At 70.0% G+C, this 16,329-nt stretch carries 11 protein-coding genes, 3 pseudogenes and 1 CRISPR repeat array; of the genes and pseudogenes, 5 read left to right on the plus strand and 9 right to left on the minus strand.

The window, feature by feature from the left end:
* Positions 1–60: 60 nt before the first annotated feature.
* Both ACGFRG_RS21885 and ACGFRG_RS21890 read right to left on the minus strand, forming a co-directional pair.
* Entirely contained in the window at positions 61–786 is a 726-nt protein-coding gene (locus ACGFRG_RS21885; protein ID WP_393266644.1) for an ankyrin repeat domain-containing protein, read from the minus strand.
* 177 nt (positions 787–963) lie between these two features.
* Positions 964–1,671 carry an RraA family protein gene (locus ACGFRG_RS21890; RefSeq protein WP_361418523.1) on the minus strand — a complete coding sequence of 236 codons (708 nt, stop codon included), beginning with the start codon at positions 1,669–1,671 and terminating at the stop codon, positions 964–966.
* A gap of 230 nt (positions 1,672–1,901) precedes the next feature.
* On the opposite strand from ACGFRG_RS21890, the gene ACGFRG_RS21895 reads away from it, so the two are divergent.
* The gene (locus ACGFRG_RS21895) at positions 1,902–2,618 is read left to right on the plus strand and encodes a GNAT family N-acetyltransferase (RefSeq protein WP_361418526.1); all 717 of its coding nucleotides are present in this window, start codon (positions 1,902–1,904) and stop codon (positions 2,616–2,618) included.
* Here ACGFRG_RS21895 and ACGFRG_RS21900 read toward each other — a convergent pair.
* From ACGFRG_RS21900 to ACGFRG_RS21925, 6 genes and pseudogenes are all read right to left on the minus strand, one after another.
* Complete coding sequence (locus tag ACGFRG_RS21900) at positions 2,579–3,604, minus strand: ABC transporter substrate-binding protein (RefSeq protein WP_393266214.1); 1,026 nt, start codon at positions 3,602–3,604, stop codon at positions 2,579–2,581. The two genes, ACGFRG_RS21895 and ACGFRG_RS21900, sit on opposite strands and share 40 nt — an antisense overlap.
* A complete protein-coding gene (locus tag ACGFRG_RS21905) occupies positions 3,601–4,278 on the minus strand; it encodes an ABC transporter permease (protein ID WP_393266217.1) in 678 nt (225 codons plus the stop codon). The genes ACGFRG_RS21900 and ACGFRG_RS21905 overlap by 4 nt, the downstream gene beginning before the upstream one ends.
* 130 nt (positions 4,279–4,408) lie before the next feature.
* Positions 4,409–5,098 carry an ABC transporter permease gene (locus ACGFRG_RS21910; RefSeq protein WP_393266647.1) on the minus strand — a complete coding sequence of 230 codons (690 nt, stop codon included), beginning with the start codon at positions 5,096–5,098 and terminating at the stop codon, positions 4,409–4,411.
* A gap of 408 nt (positions 5,099–5,506) precedes the next feature.
* Positions 5,507–6,247 (minus strand): SDR family NAD(P)-dependent oxidoreductase, encoded by a 741-nt coding sequence (locus ACGFRG_RS21915; RefSeq protein WP_393266220.1) that lies wholly within the window; start codon positions 6,245–6,247, stop codon positions 5,507–5,509.
* A gap of 2,309 nt (positions 6,248–8,556) precedes the next feature.
* Positions 8,557–9,154 (minus strand): annotated as a pseudogene (locus ACGFRG_RS21920) (DUF4157 domain-containing protein); the annotation flags it as partial.
* 489 nt (positions 9,155–9,643) lie between these two features.
* A pseudogene (locus tag ACGFRG_RS21925) lies at positions 9,644–10,174 on the minus strand (transposase family protein); the annotation flags it as partial.
* 302 nt (positions 10,175–10,476) lie between these two features.
* On the opposite strand from ACGFRG_RS21925, the gene ACGFRG_RS21930 reads away from it, so the two are divergent.
* From ACGFRG_RS21930 to ACGFRG_RS21940, 3 genes are all read left to right on the plus strand, one after another.
* Entirely contained in the window at positions 10,477–10,686 is a 210-nt protein-coding gene (locus tag ACGFRG_RS21930) for a putative quinol monooxygenase (RefSeq protein WP_393266223.1), read from the plus strand.
* A 551-nt stretch (positions 10,687–11,237) separates the two neighbouring features.
* Positions 11,238–12,302: a CRISPR direct-repeat array (repeat unit 29 nt; unit sequence GTCTTCCCCACCTGCGTGGGGGTGTTCCG).
* Positions 12,303–12,869: 567 nt separating this feature from the next.
* Entirely contained in the window at positions 12,870–13,802 is a 933-nt protein-coding gene (locus tag ACGFRG_RS21935) for a recombinase zinc beta ribbon domain-containing protein (RefSeq protein WP_393266226.1), read from the plus strand.
* 120 nt (positions 13,803–13,922) lie between these two features.
* Positions 13,923–14,876 carry an MBL fold metallo-hydrolase gene (locus ACGFRG_RS21940; protein ID WP_393266229.1) on the plus strand — a complete coding sequence of 318 codons (954 nt, stop codon included), beginning with the start codon at positions 13,923–13,925 and terminating at the stop codon, positions 14,874–14,876.
* An 8-nt stretch (positions 14,877–14,884) separates the two neighbouring features.
* Here the strand turns inward: ACGFRG_RS21940 and ACGFRG_RS21945 are convergent.
* Positions 14,885–15,337, minus strand: a pseudogene (locus ACGFRG_RS21945) (hypothetical protein); the annotation flags it as partial.
* Between ACGFRG_RS21945 and fabG the strand changes: the two are divergent.
* Positions 15,273–15,977, plus strand: a complete 705-nt coding sequence (gene fabG / locus ACGFRG_RS21950) for a 3-oxoacyl-ACP reductase FabG (protein WP_393266232.1) — start codon at positions 15,273–15,275, stop codon at positions 15,975–15,977. The pseudogene ACGFRG_RS21945 and the gene fabG sit on opposite strands and share 65 nt — an antisense overlap.
* The last annotated feature ends 352 nt before the right edge of the window (positions 15,978–16,329 follow it).

The following is a 16,329-nucleotide window of genomic DNA, read 5'->3' on the forward strand; positions in this document are numbered from 1 at the left end:
GGCGCGCACGCGCACGAAAGTTGGGACCCCTTACGCCCGGCCCGCTTACGCCCGGTCCGCTTACGCCCGGTCCTGCGCCGACTTCGCGCCTCTCCCCCGCAGCCACGCCACCAGTTCCGTGTGTCCGGCGCGGGCCGCGATGTCGAGCGGGGTCATTTCGTCGTACCCCACCCAGTTGATGTCGCCGCCCCTCTCCAGGAGGTACGCGGCCGTCGGGCGGTGGCCTCCGTGGCAGGCGCACCACAGCGCCTCGGTGACCTCGATCGCGGGCGGGGCGGTGGCGGGCGGGGTGAAGCAGGCGGCCACGAGGTCGAGTTCGCCGAGCCCGGCCGCCTGCCACAACGTGGTGCGGGCACCGCGTTCGAGCAGGCGGCGGGCGGCGTGCCACTGGCCGAACGCGACCGCGTCGGCGAGCGCGGTGCCGCCCGCGATGACCGAGCCGTCGACCTCGATGTCCGCGCCCAGGTCGAGCAGCGTGTCCAGGACGGCGACGTCGTCGCAGCTGGCCGCCCAGTGCAGCGGGGTCTCGGCGTGCGGTCCGGTGAACCGCGCGGCCACGTCCGCGCCCGCCTCGACGAGCGCGGACACGACGGCCGGGCCGTTGGGGTAGTGGCCCGGCCAGTCGGTGGCCACGTGCAGCAGGGTGCGGTTGACCAGTTCGTCGCCCAGCCGCGCCCCGGCGAGACCGGGGTGCGCGGCGAGCAGCGCCCTGAGCCGCCGGACGTCCCCGGCGCGGATCACCGCCGCCACCTCGACGGCCAGCGGCTCGTGCGCACCGATCAGCATCGTGGACACCCTTCCGTTCCCGGGTACGCAGGCGCCGTTACGTAGGCGTTGTCACGTGGGCGGCGTTGTTACGTATGACCATGGTCGTATCACGATCATCCTCGCCCGGCACGCATGGCACGTGGGTAGCGCACGCACGTAGCGCACATACGTGCGATCCGAGAGGGTGCGGCCGGGCTACTCCTCGATCGCGCCGCCCACCGCCCGCAGATGCTCGCGGAAGGTGAAGGACGGGTTCCGGCGGCGTTCGGCGAGGTAGCGTTCGAACTGGACCTGGCCGCGCAGGGAGTTGCCCGCGCGGATGCGTTCCGCCTGGCGGCGCTCGGTGTCGCGGATGGTCTCGGCGAGGCCGAGGAGTTCGTCGACGCGGTCGGCCGGGACGAACAGGACGCCGTCGTCGTCACCGAGGACGACGTCCGCGCGGCCCACCGTCCACTGCCCCACCACGGCGGACTCCACCGCGTCCTCGGGGCGGCCGTCCAGGCGCTGCGGGCCGGTCGGTGTGGAGCCCATGCTGAAGACGGGCAGTCCGATCGCCCGGATGTCGGCCGTGTCGCGGTGGAGCCCCCAGATGACCACGCCCATGAGCCCCGCGCCCTTGGCCTCCAGTACGGCGAGGTCGCCGACGCACGCCTCGTCGCGCCGGCCGCCGTTGTCGACGACCAGTACGTCGCCGGGCGCGGCCTCCTCGTACGCCTCCAGGAAGATGTCGACACTGCCGACGTGCCGGGCGGGTGCGACGCGCCCGGCGACGCGCCCGCCCTCCACGACGGCCTGCACCTCGGCGGGCGCGCACCGCACGGGGACACCGGCGCGCAGGCAGGCGTCCGCGACGTGCGCGGTGGTCAGCGCGGCGAACCGGTCCCGGAGCTCCTTGTGATCCATACCCTCGTACCCCTCTCGCGATCTTCGTCGTCCTGCCCCATTGTCGGGGTCAACTCGGTTTGTACGGTGGTGAATGGCGGGGGTGCGCGCTGCGGATGAGCGGCGCGGGAGCGCGTACTGAGGGCGGGCGCGGGGGCGGGCGGACAGGGGAGGCGCGGATTCCTGCCGGATTGTGTGCGGACCGACCGGAGCGCGCCCCTCCGAGGGTGCTCGGCTGACATGATGTGCGTATGCCCCAGCTGGTCCCTGCCGTTGTTCCGGCGGGCCGCCTAGGCCGGTCCGAGCAGCCCTCGCTCCCGGTCTCCGCCGGTCTGTTCCTGCGCCCCTGGGAACTCGACGACGCGCCGTTCGTTTACGAGGCGTACCAGGATCCGTCGATCCAGCACTGGACGCGTCGGCGGGCGGACTGCGAGATCGAGACGAGGGAGTGGATCGCGCGCTGGCGCCAGGGCTGGCGGGCGGAGACGGACGCGCACTGGGCGATGGCCCGGGCGTCCGACGGTGCGGTGATCGGGTGGGCGGCGCTGTGCCATCTGGAGCTGGCGGTCGGCCGCGCCGAGTGCCGCTACTGGACGCTGCCCTCGGTGCGCGGCCAGGGCGTGGCTCCGGCGGGCGTCAGCGCGCTCGCGTACTGGGCGCTGGACACGGTCGGGCTCCACCGGATCGAGATCGCCCACCCGATGGCGAACGTGGCGGCCTGCCGCGTCGCCATGAAGTCGGGTTTCCCCACCGAGAGCACCCGGCGCAGCGCCCAGTTGCACGCCGACGGCTGGCACGACATGCACGTCCACGCGCGCGTACAGCAGGGCCTCGACGACCTGCCGGACGAGCCGGCGCCCGACCCTGCCCTGGGCCAGGTGCAGCACCGTCTGCACCGCCGCCACCGGGACCGGCTGCGGGACCGGATTCAAGGCCGCGGCCGCAGCAGGCCCTTCGACTCCAAGTAGGCCCTCGCCACGTCCTGCGGCAGCCGCCGCCAGCTGTCCACCTGCCGGTTGAGATCCGCCAAGTCGCCCGTCGTCAACACGGTGTTGAGCGCGCCGAGCGCGTCCGTCACGCCCTTGCTGCCCGCCCGGGAGCGGTTGACGACGGGCACGATGTAGTCGGCGTTCTGCAGATGCTTGTCATCGGCGAGCAGGACGAGGCCGAAGCTGTCGAGGGTGGCGTCGGTGGTCGTGGTGAGGACCATCTGATCCTGCCCGTTCTGCACGGCCTGCTTGGACTGGGTGGTGCCGACACCTTTGGGGTCGACGGCCGTGATGTCGATCCCGTACATCCTCTTCAACCCGGGTTCGCAGTACGGACGTTGGACACACTCATCACCCGCTGCGAGCCGCACCGGGAGCTTGGCGGCCCCGAGGTCGCTGAGCGTCTTCAGCTTGTGCTGGCGGGCGTAGTCGGCGGTGACGGCGAACGCGTTCTGGTCGACGGCCCGGCCCGGGTCGAGGACGGTGAGCCCGCGCGGGGTGGCGAGCCTGCGTAGCGCGATCATCGTCTTCGCGAGGTCGGGTGAGCCGACGGGTGGCGCGTCGGGGCCGTGCGCCTTGGCGTTGAGCCAGTCCGCGAGGGTGGCGGCGTACTCGGGCACGACGTCGATCTGTCCGGCCTCCAGGGCGGGTTCGTACAGCTCGCGGTTGGTGGCGGAGAGGATCTTGGTGCTGTAGCCCGCGCGGCCGAGGAGCAGGGCGTACATCTGGGCCAGCAGATCGCTTTCGGTGAAACCCGCGGTGCCGATGGTGAGGTGCTTGCTGTCACCGGGTGGGGCGGTGACGGCTCCTTGGTTCTCCAGGGTGGGGCCGGTGGTGCAGGCGGTGGCGGTGGTGGCCACGGTGAGGAGGGTGGCGGCGAGGAGTGCGCGGTGGGGGCGAGGGGTGCGCCGTGGGCTGGCGAGGCGCGTACCGCGTGGGACCGGAAGCGGCCATGACCGTCTCATCCCGCGCCACCGCCCCTCGCCCACCGGGGCCCGAGGCGCTGCACGACCTCGAAGATCGCCTCCACGACGAGCGCGAAGACAGCAACCAGGATGGCGCCCGCGACGACCTGCGGTGTGGAGGCGAGGTTGAATCCGGCGGTGATGATCCGGCCGAGTCCGCCGCCGCCCGCGAGCGCGGCGAGGGTGGCGGTGGCGACGAGCTGGACGGCCGCGATCCGTACGCCGGTGAGTACGAGGGGCAGCGCGAGCGGCAACTCGACGCGCCACAGCAGCTGCCCGCCGGTCATCCCCATGCCCCGGGCGGCCCGGACCACGTCACGGTCGACTTCGCGCATACCGACGTACGCGTTGGTCAGGAGCGGCGGTACGGCGAAGAGGATGAGGGCGACGATGGTGGGTGCTTCGCCGTGCCGCCCGAGCGGGGTGAGGAGCAGCAGAACGAGTACGGCGAAGGTGGGCACGGCCCGGCCGATGTTGGAGAGGTTGACGGCGAGGGCGCCGCCCTTGCCGAGGTGTCCAAGGACGAGGGCGACGGGCAGCGCGATGGCGCAGCTCAGGACGAGGCAGAGGGCGGTGAGCCAGAGGTGTTCGCCGAGCCGGTGCCAGATGCCGTTCTCGCCGTGCCAGTGGGCGGAGCCGGTGAGCCAGGACCAGGCGTCGGTGAGGGTGGTCATGGCTGTACCGGCGGGGTCTTGGGGCGCGGGGTTCGTGCACGCACCACCGGGGTGTCAGAGGGCGGGTTCATGCGCGTACCCGCCCGGGTCCAGGGCACGGGGCGCCGACGGTGGCGGGGCCGCTGGCGGGTCATGCGCGTACCGCCCGGGTCCAGGGGGTGAGCAACCGCTGGGCGAGGAGGAGGACGAGGTCGGCGGCGATGGCGATGACTACGCAGAGCACGGAGGCGGTGAGGACCTGGGCTTTGAAGTAGGTGTTCATGCCGGAGTAGATGAGGTTGCCGAGTCCGCCGTATCCGACGATCGCGCCGACGGTGACGAGGGAGACGGCGGAGACGGTCGCGATACGCAGCCCCGCCATGGCGGCGGGCAGGGCGAGCGGCAGCTCGACGGCGAGGAGCAGCCGTACGGGCCCGTATCCCATGCCGCGCGCGGCCTGCCGCGTGTCCTCGGGCACGGCGCGCAGCCCGGCGAGGATGTTTCGTACGAGGAGGGTGAGCGAGTACAGGACGAGCCCGGCGACGACGAGGGTGGCGGAGAGCCCGTACACGGGCAGGAGCAGCGAGAACATGGCGAGGGAGGGGATGGTGTAGAGGACGGTGGTGACCCCGAGCACGGGCCCGGCGGCCCACCGCCACCGCCGAGCGGCGATGGCGAGCGGGAGAGCCACGGCCAGCCCGATCACGACGGAGACGACGGTCAGCTGGAGGTGCTGGACGACGGCGTCCCAGAGGATGTGACGGCGGGTGGAGAGGTACTGCCCGCAGATCCATTCGTTGCGCGCGAGACAGTCGTGGGGCGCTGCGGCGACGTGGGGCACCACGGCGACGTGGGGCGGCGGCAGCGTCGCGGCGAGGGGCGCGGTGAGCTGTCCGGCGGTCACTTGTTCATTGGAACGCGGGGGTGGGGGTGGCGCGCGGAGGGGTGGGCCGATTGAGGCGTGGTGGGGGGCGGTGGGGGCGCTGGGGGCCGCTGGCGGAGCGGGTGGAAGTGGGTGGCTTCGGCTGTGTGTCTTCTGGGCTGGCCTCGACCGTGTGCCCGCTGGGCTGGCCTCGGCCGCCGTGAGCCATGGACGGCGGAACTGAGGCCGATGCGGAGGCGCCGACGGGCGGGGAGGGCTCGACGCCTCGCCACGGCCGCCGGGGGCAGGCGGGCGATCTCGGCCTCCCCGCTCATGGCCTCCCTGCTCACGGCCTCCCGCTCACGGCCGCCGCGTAGAGGCTCGCCGTCAGGCGGTGTATCCGCCGTCGACGGCGAGGGCGGTGCCGGTGACGTACCGGCCGCCGGGGCCGGCCAGGTAGGCGACGGCGGCGGCGATGTCGTCGGCGGCGCCGTACTGTCCCAGGGCGGTGAGGGAACGCTGGAAGTCGGCGGTCTCCCCGGCGGCGGGGTTCATGTCGGTGTCGATCGGGCCCGGGTCCACGATGGTGGCGGTGATCTCGCGCGGCCCCAGCTCCCGGGCGAGTCCCTTGGTCAGCCCGACGAGCGCGGTCTTGGCCATCGCCTGGAGGACGAAGTTCGGCCCGGGAACGCGCCCGTTGAAGCACGATCCGATACTGATGATCCGTCCGCCGTCGCCCATGTGCCGGGCGGCGGCCTGCGCGGCGAGGAACACGGACCGGACGTCGACGGCGAGCACCCGGTCGAGTTCGTCGACGGACACCTCGTCGAGTGGGCCGTAGGTGAGGAAGCCCGCGTTGTTGACGAGGATGTCGATGCGTCCGAGCTCGCGCACGGTCTGTTCCACGGCTTCCGCGGCGGCGGTCGGCTGGGTGAGGTCGGCCTGTATGACGAGAGCCCGCCCCCCGTCCGCCTCGATGTCCTTGGCGACGGCGCGGGCTTGGTCCTCTGCCTGTACGTAGGTGAGGGCGACGGCGGCCCCTGCGGCGGCCAGGCGCTTTGCTGTGGCAGCGCCGATGCCTCGGCTGCCGCCGGTGATGAGGGCCACCTTGCCGGTCAGGTCACTCATCGCTGTTTCCTCCTTGTACGACGTGGTTGCGATGCCGGGACGGGATCGTAGGAGTTGACACCGGTGTCAGGTTCAAGTCGTGGCGTCGTCGTACGAGGTGGTACGGATGCGGATCAGCGAGCGAGCTGGCGCAGAGGTGTTCTGTGCGGCGCCGGAGACTGGGTATGGGCTATGGCACAACGGCAACCGGCCGCGTAACGGGCAGAGGAGGAAATGGGCAAGCGGGCAAGGCAGTGGGGACGGTCGGCCATGGGTGCGTTGATCGGCGTGGGCAGCACGCTGTTGGCCGAGCGGTCCCGGTGGAGACGGAGCTTGGGTGAACAGGAACTGATCGAGTTCCGCCGCGAACTTCCCCGGCACGGCGCCGAGATAGACCCGCCCCATGCCACCGGACCCGAGCACCCCCAGCAGCCGGAAAGCTCCGATCTGCCGGGGATCCCCCTCCTCCAGCGGCGTGGCCCCACTGTCGTCGAGCGTGAACGGGCCCGAGTTGTCTTCCAGTTCCCCCTACGTGGGCCACACAGCAGCTGGGCGTCTTTCAACTCTGTACGGAGCCCAAGTATGGGTTTGGACGACGATGTTGGCGCCCTACGCCTGCGCCTGTTGTGCCGCGATCCTCGCGCGGATCACCGCCTTCTTCGCCTCGCCCAGCGTGGTGCTCTGTTCGAGCTCGTCAAGGCTGGCCTGGTGCAGCGGATGCGAGGAGTGCCGGAAGTCTTCGGCCGTCGCGAGGGCGCCGCCGTCGCTGCGTGCCTCGGCGAAGAAATACGCGATCGCGTCGCGGAGCATCGCCCGGTCCCGCTCTCCGAAGGGGCCCTCCCACACCTTGTTGGGGACCGTCTGGTCGTCCTCCCTGATCTCGCGGAGGAAAGCCCGTCCGTACTGCGGGCCGAGGATCGCTTCCAGCTTCCCACCGCGCTCCCAGCCCTTGGAGGCGTACTTCTCCACGTCCGTCTCGTCGTCCACCGTCTGGCCGCTCTTGGGCCTGGCCTGGTTCGGGGAGATGTCGATCGACAGGGTCTTGATCCCGGCGAAGGCGAACTGGTCGGTGACGCCGCTGCGCATGCCGACCGCGCCGATGATGGTGAAGTTCTCCTTGAGGTAGTGCAGCAGCGCCAGCTCGGAGCGGCGGCCCGTCATCCCGGGCCACTCCCAGTACTTGAGCAGGTGCGGCCCGTCGACGGTGGCCGGATCCGGATACCCGCCGATGAGCACGGGCTGCGCGCCCCCGAGATCGGGGTGCGTGCTGATCATCTCCTGGAGCTGGGCCAGACCGCTCCGCCCGGTGTCGAGCGCGGGGGCGTTCCCCTCCCCGGTGTGGCCGCTGTCCCGGTAGTTCACGATGACGTACCGGACGCCTGTCTGGAACCTGCCCAGCGGGTGACCGGCCGTCGCGCGAGCGTCGTTGAAAGCCTGCTCGGTGGCCTGATCAGGAGCCGCGTAGTCGCGGTAGAACCCTTGCATCCGCTCCTCGCGGCCCGCGACGTTCAGCCCCGGCATGCCGCTCCTGAACTTGTTGGTGGAGAGGTTCTCCCCGCCGCCGTGCGCGAGCCCGAGGCTCTCCCCGGACCTCTTGGTGAAGAAGACCCGGTTGGGCCCCAGATCCTCGTGGAGCTGGTACATGTGCAGGGCTTTGCGGGCGATGGCGCGCTTGGCGCGGGGGCGGTCGGCTCTCTCCGCGTTCACCCTGTTGGCGGTTTCGGTGGTGATGCTCTGCGCGACGCCGGCGTCGTAGGCGTCCAGCATCTCTGCCTTCGCCGCGGCGATCAGGATGTCCGTCTGCTGCTTGCGCCATTTCTTCAGGTTCGGGACAACCTCGTCCTGTGGGGGATTCAGGTCGCCGCTTCCCCGCTGAAGCTCCATCTTCCTGGCCTTGAACCGATCTTCGCGGTCTTGCCTGCCCGTGACCTGCTCCGCCATCCTCGTGGTGCGCACGGAACCGGAGATCCGATTGACGTCGGCCACCTCGTCGAAGTCGTCCAGCAGGCCGTACATGAGGAGCTTGAGGTTCGGGTCGAGGAGCATGGCGGCCCGGACGTGGTACATGTCGCCGGAGTGCCCCGCGTTCACGACGAGGGTGTTGTCGGCCGTCAGTCCGTTGTCGTTGGCTTCCTGCGCGGTCCTGATCTCGGTGCCGTACGCCGGTGCGGTCGTGACCACCGCCTCCTGCGCGACCGGTGCGGAGGAAGAGGACGAGGACGTCGTCTCCTCCTGCTCCGTCAGCACCCGCTGAACGGAGGGCTGCGTGCTCCCGGTCGCGCGCTGGACGGGCTGCGCGGCAGCCTGCGCCGCCGGAGCCGCACCCGACAAGGCGCGCCGGGCGTTCGCCTCGGCCTCCCGCTCGAAGCGGTCCGAGGGGTCGGAGACGCGCAGACCGGAGCCGTTGTCCGTGCCGGAGACCGGGCCCTGACGCTGTTGGATGACGTGCGTCAGCTCATGCGCGAGGGTGTGGCGGTCGCCGCCGCGGTCGCCGATGACGATGTGGTTGCCGGAAGTGTACGCGCGGGCGCCGACCTCGGCGGCGGAGGCGCGGGCGGCGCTGTCGTTGTGCACGCGCACGTCGGAGAAGTCGGCGCCGAGCCGGGACTCCATGTCGGCGCGGGTGCCGTCGTCGAGGGGGCTCCCGGAGCTGCGCAGGACGCTGTGGACGGCGGAACGCTGTACGGGGGCGGGCTCGGCTCTCTGCTCATGGCCGCACCCGGCGCCGTGCTGGTGCCAGGACTCCTCGATCATCCGGGAGACGGCGGCGTTGCCGATCGTGCGCTGCAGGGCGAGGACGGTCTGCGGGGACAGGCCACCGCCGGCACCGGTCACAGGGGTGCTCGTGGTGCCGCGCGAAACGTCACGGCGGGCGCCCGCCGCGGCCGCCGTCGCGGTCGACGGCTTCGGTGCGTCCTTGGCGTGCATGGGAATCCCCCTGAAGGGCGCGGTACGGGTACGTGCCTCCCTGTCTAGTGGGCGGGGCCGACGGGGCACAACGGACGCCAGGGCAGCTTCCGATGGGCGATCGGGCAACGCGGGTTCGGGTCCCGGAGGCTCAGGAGGCGGGGGTGTCCAGCGAGTCTCTGGTGGGCCGCCCTCTTTCTGAGGATCGCAGTCTCCGGTGGCGCGTGAAGGGCGCTCCCTGCGGTCGCGTGACGCCGGCCACAGACCGCTCGGCCCCTGCGGGCACGCGGGTGGCCACCGCACCTGTCAACGGCCGGCGTCGCGTCCCGGCAGTCCCCCCTTCCGGCCGGCCGCAGAGCAGCGCGAGCCGCATCCGCAACGCCACCCCCGCCCGGGGGCTTCCGCCGCCGGAGGCGTGACGGGCCGCCTGCGCACCTCATTTTGAAACAATCAGTTACGAGTTGGTGCGTGATAGCGGGCGGGTCGTGTTTGGGCTGTTCATGGCCGGTTTCAGGTCATCGCTGTGCGGTCGGAGACCAGGCCGGCGATGGCGCGGTAGGTGTCGGGCAGGCGGTCGCGGCGGTGGGTCCAGCGGATGAGTTGTTTCCAGCGTTTGTGGTCGGCCAGGGCGTGTTCCACGGTGATGCGGTCGGCTGAGTGGTCGTGGCGGTCCCGTTCCCACTGTTCGAACCTGCCGGGCAGTGCCCCGGGGCGGGGTTTTCTCGGTGGTGTGACGGCCAGGCCGGGATGGTCGCGGCCGAGGCCCAGGTAGCCGTCGACCAGGAGTACTTCGACCCATTCGAAGTGCTCGAAGCAGCCGGTGATGCCCGCGGTGCGGGCGGCGGTCACATCGTGCATCCGTCCTGGCCGCAGGGTGTCGCTCCACAGCGTGCGCCCCCGCCAGTCGGCGACGACGGTCGCCTTCATCGTGTTCTGCTTCTTCTTGCCCGACACGAAAGCCCGCCTGCCGCCCCGGCCCGCAACGGGCCGTCGGACCTGCACCTCGGTGGCGTCCAGCCTCAGTTCGACACCCTCGGCCTGGCCAGCCTCACACGCACCGCCACGCCTCGCATATCTAGGTGTAACGCTCAATATCCGTTCTTGCGCCCATCTCTCGCCGCTGCCCGTCGGCGTCGTCGCCGAAGACGCGAACTCTGGACGAAGTAGATGACAACTCCTCAGCGCCGCAAGGGGGTCGGCCAGTTCGGGCGACGATCCTGGATTGTCGGGCAAGCCTCACACCTACAGCTGGCACCTCTCCCGGTACCGTACGGACCCGATCACCACGCTTCCGGGCCGCGGGCCAGGAGCAGGTCGACGCGTTTGAGCGCCTGACGCCGATCGTGCGGGCCGAGGAGGGGTGCCTGCAGTACGACTTGCACCGGGTGGTCGACGATCCGGACCGGTTCGTTCTGGTCGAACTGTGGTCGTCGCGGGAGGCGTTGGCCGCGCATGATGTGACGGCGCACATGGTCGCTGCTGATGCTACGAGCCCCGCGTTCAGGGCGGGTGCGGCGCAGGTGATCGAGGTTGAGGCGGAACCGGTGGCTTGAGGCGCGGGGATGTCGGCCAGAAGACACAGGTCGTGGGTCGCGTTCCGTGGGTCACCTGCTCCCGGACCCCGGATCGAGTGGTCGGGGGCGGGCGGCGGGAACGCCGATCGGCGTTTCGCACGGTGCGAAGCCACCATCACCACTCTGTTACTAGGGCCTATCCGGTGGATCTGGCCGCTTTCGGTCCGGGCCGCCGTTTCGGTGCTGGTGAGCGGGGGTGTGGTGCGTGCAGCTGCAAGGCGGAGGAGGGCGGCGACGCGGAGCGTCGGCAACCGACGACAACGCGGCAGGTGGGCGTGCCACACCCCCGCGTCCGAGGCAAGATCCACCGGACAGGCCCTAACTACCCTGTTACTGACTTTTCCATCAAAGAGCCCGTAACGAACAGAGAGGCAACTGGCAAAGGCGGCGGGTAGTCGGCGTGGCGATCTTGGTCTTTAGCCGGGCGAAAGTCATGGGTTCCGATAAAGTGCCCTCATGCCATGTAGCCAACACGCCCCAGCCAAAGCAAAGAAAGCGCAAAGCCCCTCTTAAGGTGCAGGTCAGGAAGAGTCTTCCCCACCTGCGTGGGGGTGTTCCGGCGTTGGCGAACCTTCCCCCGGCTCAGCAGACGTCTTCCCCACCTGCGTGGGGGTGTTCCGATCCTGGGACGTGGACTCGTTCAGGATCTGGAGTCTTCCCCACCTGCGTGGGGGTGTTCCGGCGCAGATGACCGACACCAGGCTGAGTACAGCGTCTTCCCCACCTGCGTGGGGGTGTTCCGTCCTTCAGGGTGGTAGCGGGCTCCTGCTCGGCGTCTTCCCCACCTGCGTGGGGGTGTTCCGCTCCTCGCCAACAGCGGCGGCCGGATGCGCCGGTCTTCCCCACCTGCGTGGGGGTGTTCCGTGCCCTCGCTGATGTAGTCATCACAGAGAACGGTCTTCCCCACCTGCGTGGGGGTGTTCCGCCGCTGGAGGCCCGTACAGCCCCTCAAGGCCCGTCTTCCCCACCTGCGTGGGGGTGTTCCGGTGGCGAGACGGCCGTTGCCCGGGTAGACCTCGTCTTCCCCACCTGCGTGGGGGTGTTCCGGACGGCATCCGGGAGCGGATCCCGGTCCTGCGGTCTTCCCCACCTGCGTGGGGGTGTTCCGGTCACCGGCGACACGGTCGACCGGCTCGCCATGTCTTCCCCACCTGCGTGGGGGTGTTCCGCCGAACACCCTGTACCACGTGCGGGTACAGGCGTCTTCCCCACCTGCGTGGGGGTGTTCCGGACGCGGCGACGGCTGGTTCAGCATCATCACGTCTTCCCCACCTGCGTGGGGGTGTTCCGGCCCCCTTGGGGTCGTTGGACAGCTGGAGCAGGTCTTCCCCACCTGCGTGGGGGTGTTCCGGCGTTGACGATGCCGGGCCCCGCCCGAAGCGCGTCTTCCCCACCTGCGTGGGGGTGTTCCGTACGACGGTGAGAGCGTCACGACCGGGAACGAGTCTTCCCCACCTGCGTGGGGGTGTTCCGCCCCCGCCCGGCCCGCCCGTTCACATGATCACGTCTTCCCCACCTGCGTGGGGGTGTTCCGGCCCTCAACCAGCGCGGTGCGCATCTCGTCCGGTCTTCCCCACCTGCGTGGGGGTGGGTTCCGGAGGCCAACACGTTGGCCGGGCAGCAGCAGCGGTCCTTCCCGCCAACGCGGGGGCGATCCGCTGGCACTCGGCCCCGGCCTCGTCGAGTGTTTCCCGCCGACGCCGGGGGTGATCCAGGACGCGAAGCCGAACCGTCCGCAGCGCCAGCCCTTGTCCTCCCCACCGGCGGGAGGCGCTCCGTGCGACATGCAGCCGATGGCGGTGAGTCACTCCCGCCGACGAGAGGAGGGTTCGGACAAATGCGCCGCGCTGATGCCGAGGAAACAAAATCGGCAGGGGCCCATTTACCTCCAGATCCAGCTCAACAGCAACGACATCAAGCTCGCGTCTGGCGGGACCGCCGGTGAGGCACGCCCAGCCGCAAGGTGGCACCTATGAGCTGCACCACATGAAAATCAGACCACAGGCCCCGATATCCCGCTAACCAGGTGAAACGTCTTGATAGGCCTCGACCAGACAGCGGAGGCGGAGGTCCGAGGACGCCATCCCAAGTACATTGACCTATTAAGGAGCTAAGCGACTGCTACTGGGCGAGGCAGTGGCGCTCCCAAGGGATGGAGAGTCATGGCACGGCTGTCGGGCTACGCGAGTGCCGGCGTGCTGAACCGTTCGGAGGCGCCGGGGCTTCGCGAAGCGGCTACCCGGCTGTTCGACGAGAGCAAGGCGGCCACGTGCCGTTGGCTCAACGGCACCGGCCACCGCACCACTCGCGGCGGTACATGGCGGCCCGAGACTCTGGATCGCGTCTTGTCAAACCCGCGCATTGCCGGGCTCGATTCCGAGGGCAACTCCCTCGGCTACGAGGAGACGGTGCTGGAGCCTGAGCTGTACCAGCGACTTATGGCGCACTGGGCAGAGCAGCGGAATCGGCAGGGCGAGCGACGCGAGGCGTACGAGTACCTGCTGACGAGTGGCGCCTCCACTTGCGGAGGCTGTGGCTGGTCCATGATCGGGGCCCGTGTCGACGGGGACGCTGCCCCCTCCTACCGCTGTCCGACCCCTGAGCCGGGGGTCGCCTCGTGCGGCTCCGTGCGCATGAATGCGGATCGACTGGAGACAGGTGTGGCCGAGGAAGTACTGGCGGACCTGATGCGTCCGGGCTCTGCCGCGCGGCTGCTTCGCCTCCAGCAGGACGTACAGGGAGAGGTAGCGCGCCTTGATGCCCATGTCGGTAGCGGTGATGAGCGGCTGAAGAGCCTGAAGGCTCTTCGCAGCAACGGGACGCTGGTCGAGCCGGCATACATCGCCGCGGACAAGGAGACCCGCCGGGACCTTCGGGATGCGCGTGCGCGGCTGCGCTCACTGCGTCCCATGGCCGAGCTGCCGGTAGCGGACGTCGTCAACTGGGTCCAGTGGTGGCAGGAAGCCTCTCGCGATGTGCTGCGTGCGTTGATCGGCCTGGTCGTCAGGCGCGTTCACGTCCTGCCTTCCGGTGGCGGCCGCCACCTCGATCCGATGGAGCGGGTCCGAATCGACTGGCGCCTGCCCGCCGCATAATCATTGTCCGAGCCCCGCGATGGCGGGGCTCGTCGTCTTGCCCGCATCACCTGCGCCGCGGCCTGCGGCGCGCTCACCACACAACTGGATCTTGCTTTGACCGCGCCGCTCCTGCGCCCCTTGACCACGACGACCTGGGCGTGGGTCCACGAGCGGACAGGGTGGGGCTACAGCAACGCCGGCCTCATCGCCTCGGGGGATCAAGCTCTGCTGGTGGACACGCAGTTCACTCTGGCCTACACCCGCCAGTTGCTCCGTGAGATAGCAGCAGCAGTGCCGAAGGCCCGCATCACGACCGTCGTGAACACTCATGGGAACGGCGATCACACCTGGGGCAACCAGTTGGTCGACGGGGCGGAGATCGTCACATCCGCCACTTCGGCAGCGCATCTGTGCCAGGAGATGGGACCCGGTCAACTGGCCGCGCTGAGCCGGGCGGAACCCACCACGGCGGCGCACGCCTACATCGCGGAGCATTTCGGAGCCTTCGACTTCACGGGGGTTCAGGTGATGGGGCCCACGCGGACTTTCAGCGGCAGCGAGAGCATGGATGTTGGCGGTGTGCACGTCGAGTTGATGGACCTCGGCCCCGGTCACAGCGCCGGGGACGTGGCCGTGCACGTGCCGGCCGATGGCGTGGTGTTCACCGGTGACGCTGTCTTCAACGGCTCTCACATGATCGTGTGGTCGCAGCACTTGAGCCCGTGCATCCGCGCCTGCGACCAGCTCTTGGCGACCGGCGCCGACACGTTCGTGCCGGGGCACGGGCCTGTGACCGGGCGGGCCGGGATGACTGGTTTCCGGGATTACCTGGAGCGTGTGTGGCTCCAGGCGAGTGCCCATGCTGCGGCGGGGGTGGAACTCTCGGACGCCGCCCGCCTGGTGTTCGAGGACCAGACAGGCGGCTGGGAGCATCCGGAGCGGCTGTTCACAGCCGTTGCCGCCGCCTACCGCGAGGCTGATGTCGACGGCATCGGCTCGGGGACGATGGCGTGCGTCGAGGGAATGGCTGAGCTCGCGGCGGCTTCCGTCACTTGTTCGGCGTCGGCGGGCACGACGACCATGAGTCGCTGACTACGGTCGCTGAGGGGCGCGTACGCGCGAAAGACCACTTTGTGCTCTTCGTCGCCGTGGTGCGGCAGGTAGAGCGAACGGACGTAGCCGTCGGGGTGGTTCACGGTGGTGAGGTCTTCGCTGAGGATGCGGGCGGCGACTCGGTCGCGTTCCTTGATCTCGGTGATCACCTCGGCCAGGCGCTTGTTGCCCGGGTCTTCGAGAGCCCTCAGTCGCAGCTGGGAGGCCATCGGCTTGGCCCACTCTTCATCCCAGTTGATCAGCTGGAGTCGGGCCTCGGGGTAAGTGAGGGCCCACAGCTTGATGTTGACGCCGTGCTTCATCCACGGCCATCCGCGTGCGATGCACAGGTCGTCGGCCGCCAGCAACCACGACGACCTGAGAGGTGGTCCCTGCATGGGCCGCAGCGTCTTCATCACCGGTGGCAACCGAGGCATCGGCCTCGCCATAGCCCAGGCCATGGCGGCCGACGGGGACCGGGTCGCCGTCACCTACCGCTCAGGGGAACCGCCGGAAGGTGTGCTTGGCGTGCGGTGCGACGTCACAGTGCCCGATGAGGTCGAACTCGCCTTCAAGCGGGTCGAGGCCGAGCACGGCCCCGTGGAAGTGCTCGTCGCGAACGCCGGGATCACCCGCGACGGGCTGCTGATGCGCATGTCCGAAGAGGACTTCGCAGCGGTCATCGACACCAATTTGACGGCCGCCTTCCGCGTGGCCAAGCGCGCCAGCCGCAGCATGCTGAGGGCCCGGAAGGGCCGGATGATCTTCATCTCCTCGGCGGTAGCCATGCTGGGCGAGGCCGGACAGGCGAACTACGCCGCCTCCAAAGCGGGGCTGATCGGGTTTTCCCGCTCTGTGGCGAGGGAGCTCGGCCCTCGGGGCATCACGTCCAACGTCGTGGCCCCGGGCCTGACACAGACGGACATGACGGCCGTGCTGCCCGAGGAGCGCATCGAAGCCCTGCTCGCGCAAATCCCCCTGCGCTCGGCTGCGCGGCCCGAGGCCATCGCGGCCGCCGTCCGCTTCCTCGCCAGCGACGACGCCTCGTACATCACGGGCGCCGTCCTGCCGGTCGACGGTGGCGTTGGCATGGGCCACTGACCTCAGCGCGCTCCGGAAACCGGACCCGCGGCAAAGCAAGCCGATGAAACCGGGCGTGCCGGAGCGACCCGCAGCAAGGCGGGCTGCGCGTGGCGCGGAGCTGAGGGGGGATCAGCTTCGCTGGATGAGGGAGCGAAGTGATTGATGCGCAGCGCATCTTGGCGCTGGCAAAGAGGTCGCGGCGCGAATCGCCGCGCCGACGGGAGGGCAGGGCACGGGTCTGACACAGGAGGCGAGGGGCGTTTCCGCGGAAAACCGGCTGGCGATGCCGATCGCCTGGAACCTCGGCTCCTGCCGGGGCCGGCGCTCCGCTGCGTCGGGACACACCACCGGGACGAGCAGCCTGCCGAGG

It is taken from the genome of Streptomyces sp. NPDC048696 (assembly GCF_043198895.1).
Lineage (GTDB): Bacteria > Actinomycetota > Actinomycetes > Streptomycetales > Streptomycetaceae > Streptomyces.

Excerpts from the sequence above, each read along its gene's own strand:
- ACGFRG_RS21885 (WP_393266644.1), bottom strand. The coding sequence starts at position 786 with ATGCTGATCGGTGCGCACGAGCCGCTGGCCGTCGAGGTGGCGGCGGTG.
- fabG (WP_393266232.1), top strand. The coding sequence starts at position 15,273 with ATGGGCCGCAGCGTCTTCATCACCGGTGGCAACCGAGGCATCGGCCTC.
- ACGFRG_RS21935 (WP_393266226.1), top strand. The coding sequence starts at position 12,870 with ATGGCACGGCTGTCGGGCTACGCGAGTGCCGGCGTGCTGAACCGTTCG.
- ACGFRG_RS21890 (WP_361418523.1), bottom strand. The coding sequence starts at position 1,671 with ATGGATCACAAGGAGCTCCGGGACCGGTTCGCCGCGCTGACCACCGCG.
- ACGFRG_RS21895 (WP_361418526.1), top strand. The coding sequence starts at position 1,902 with ATGCCCCAGCTGGTCCCTGCCGTTGTTCCGGCGGGCCGCCTAGGCCGG.
- ACGFRG_RS21900 (WP_393266214.1), bottom strand. The coding sequence starts at position 3,604 with ATGAGACGGTCATGGCCGCTTCCGGTCCCACGCGGTACGCGCCTCGCC.
- ACGFRG_RS21905 (WP_393266217.1), bottom strand. The coding sequence starts at position 4,278 with ATGACCACCCTCACCGACGCCTGGTCCTGGCTCACCGGCTCCGCCCAC.
- ACGFRG_RS21915 (WP_393266220.1), bottom strand. The coding sequence starts at position 6,247 with ATGAGTGACCTGACCGGCAAGGTGGCCCTCATCACCGGCGGCAGCCGA.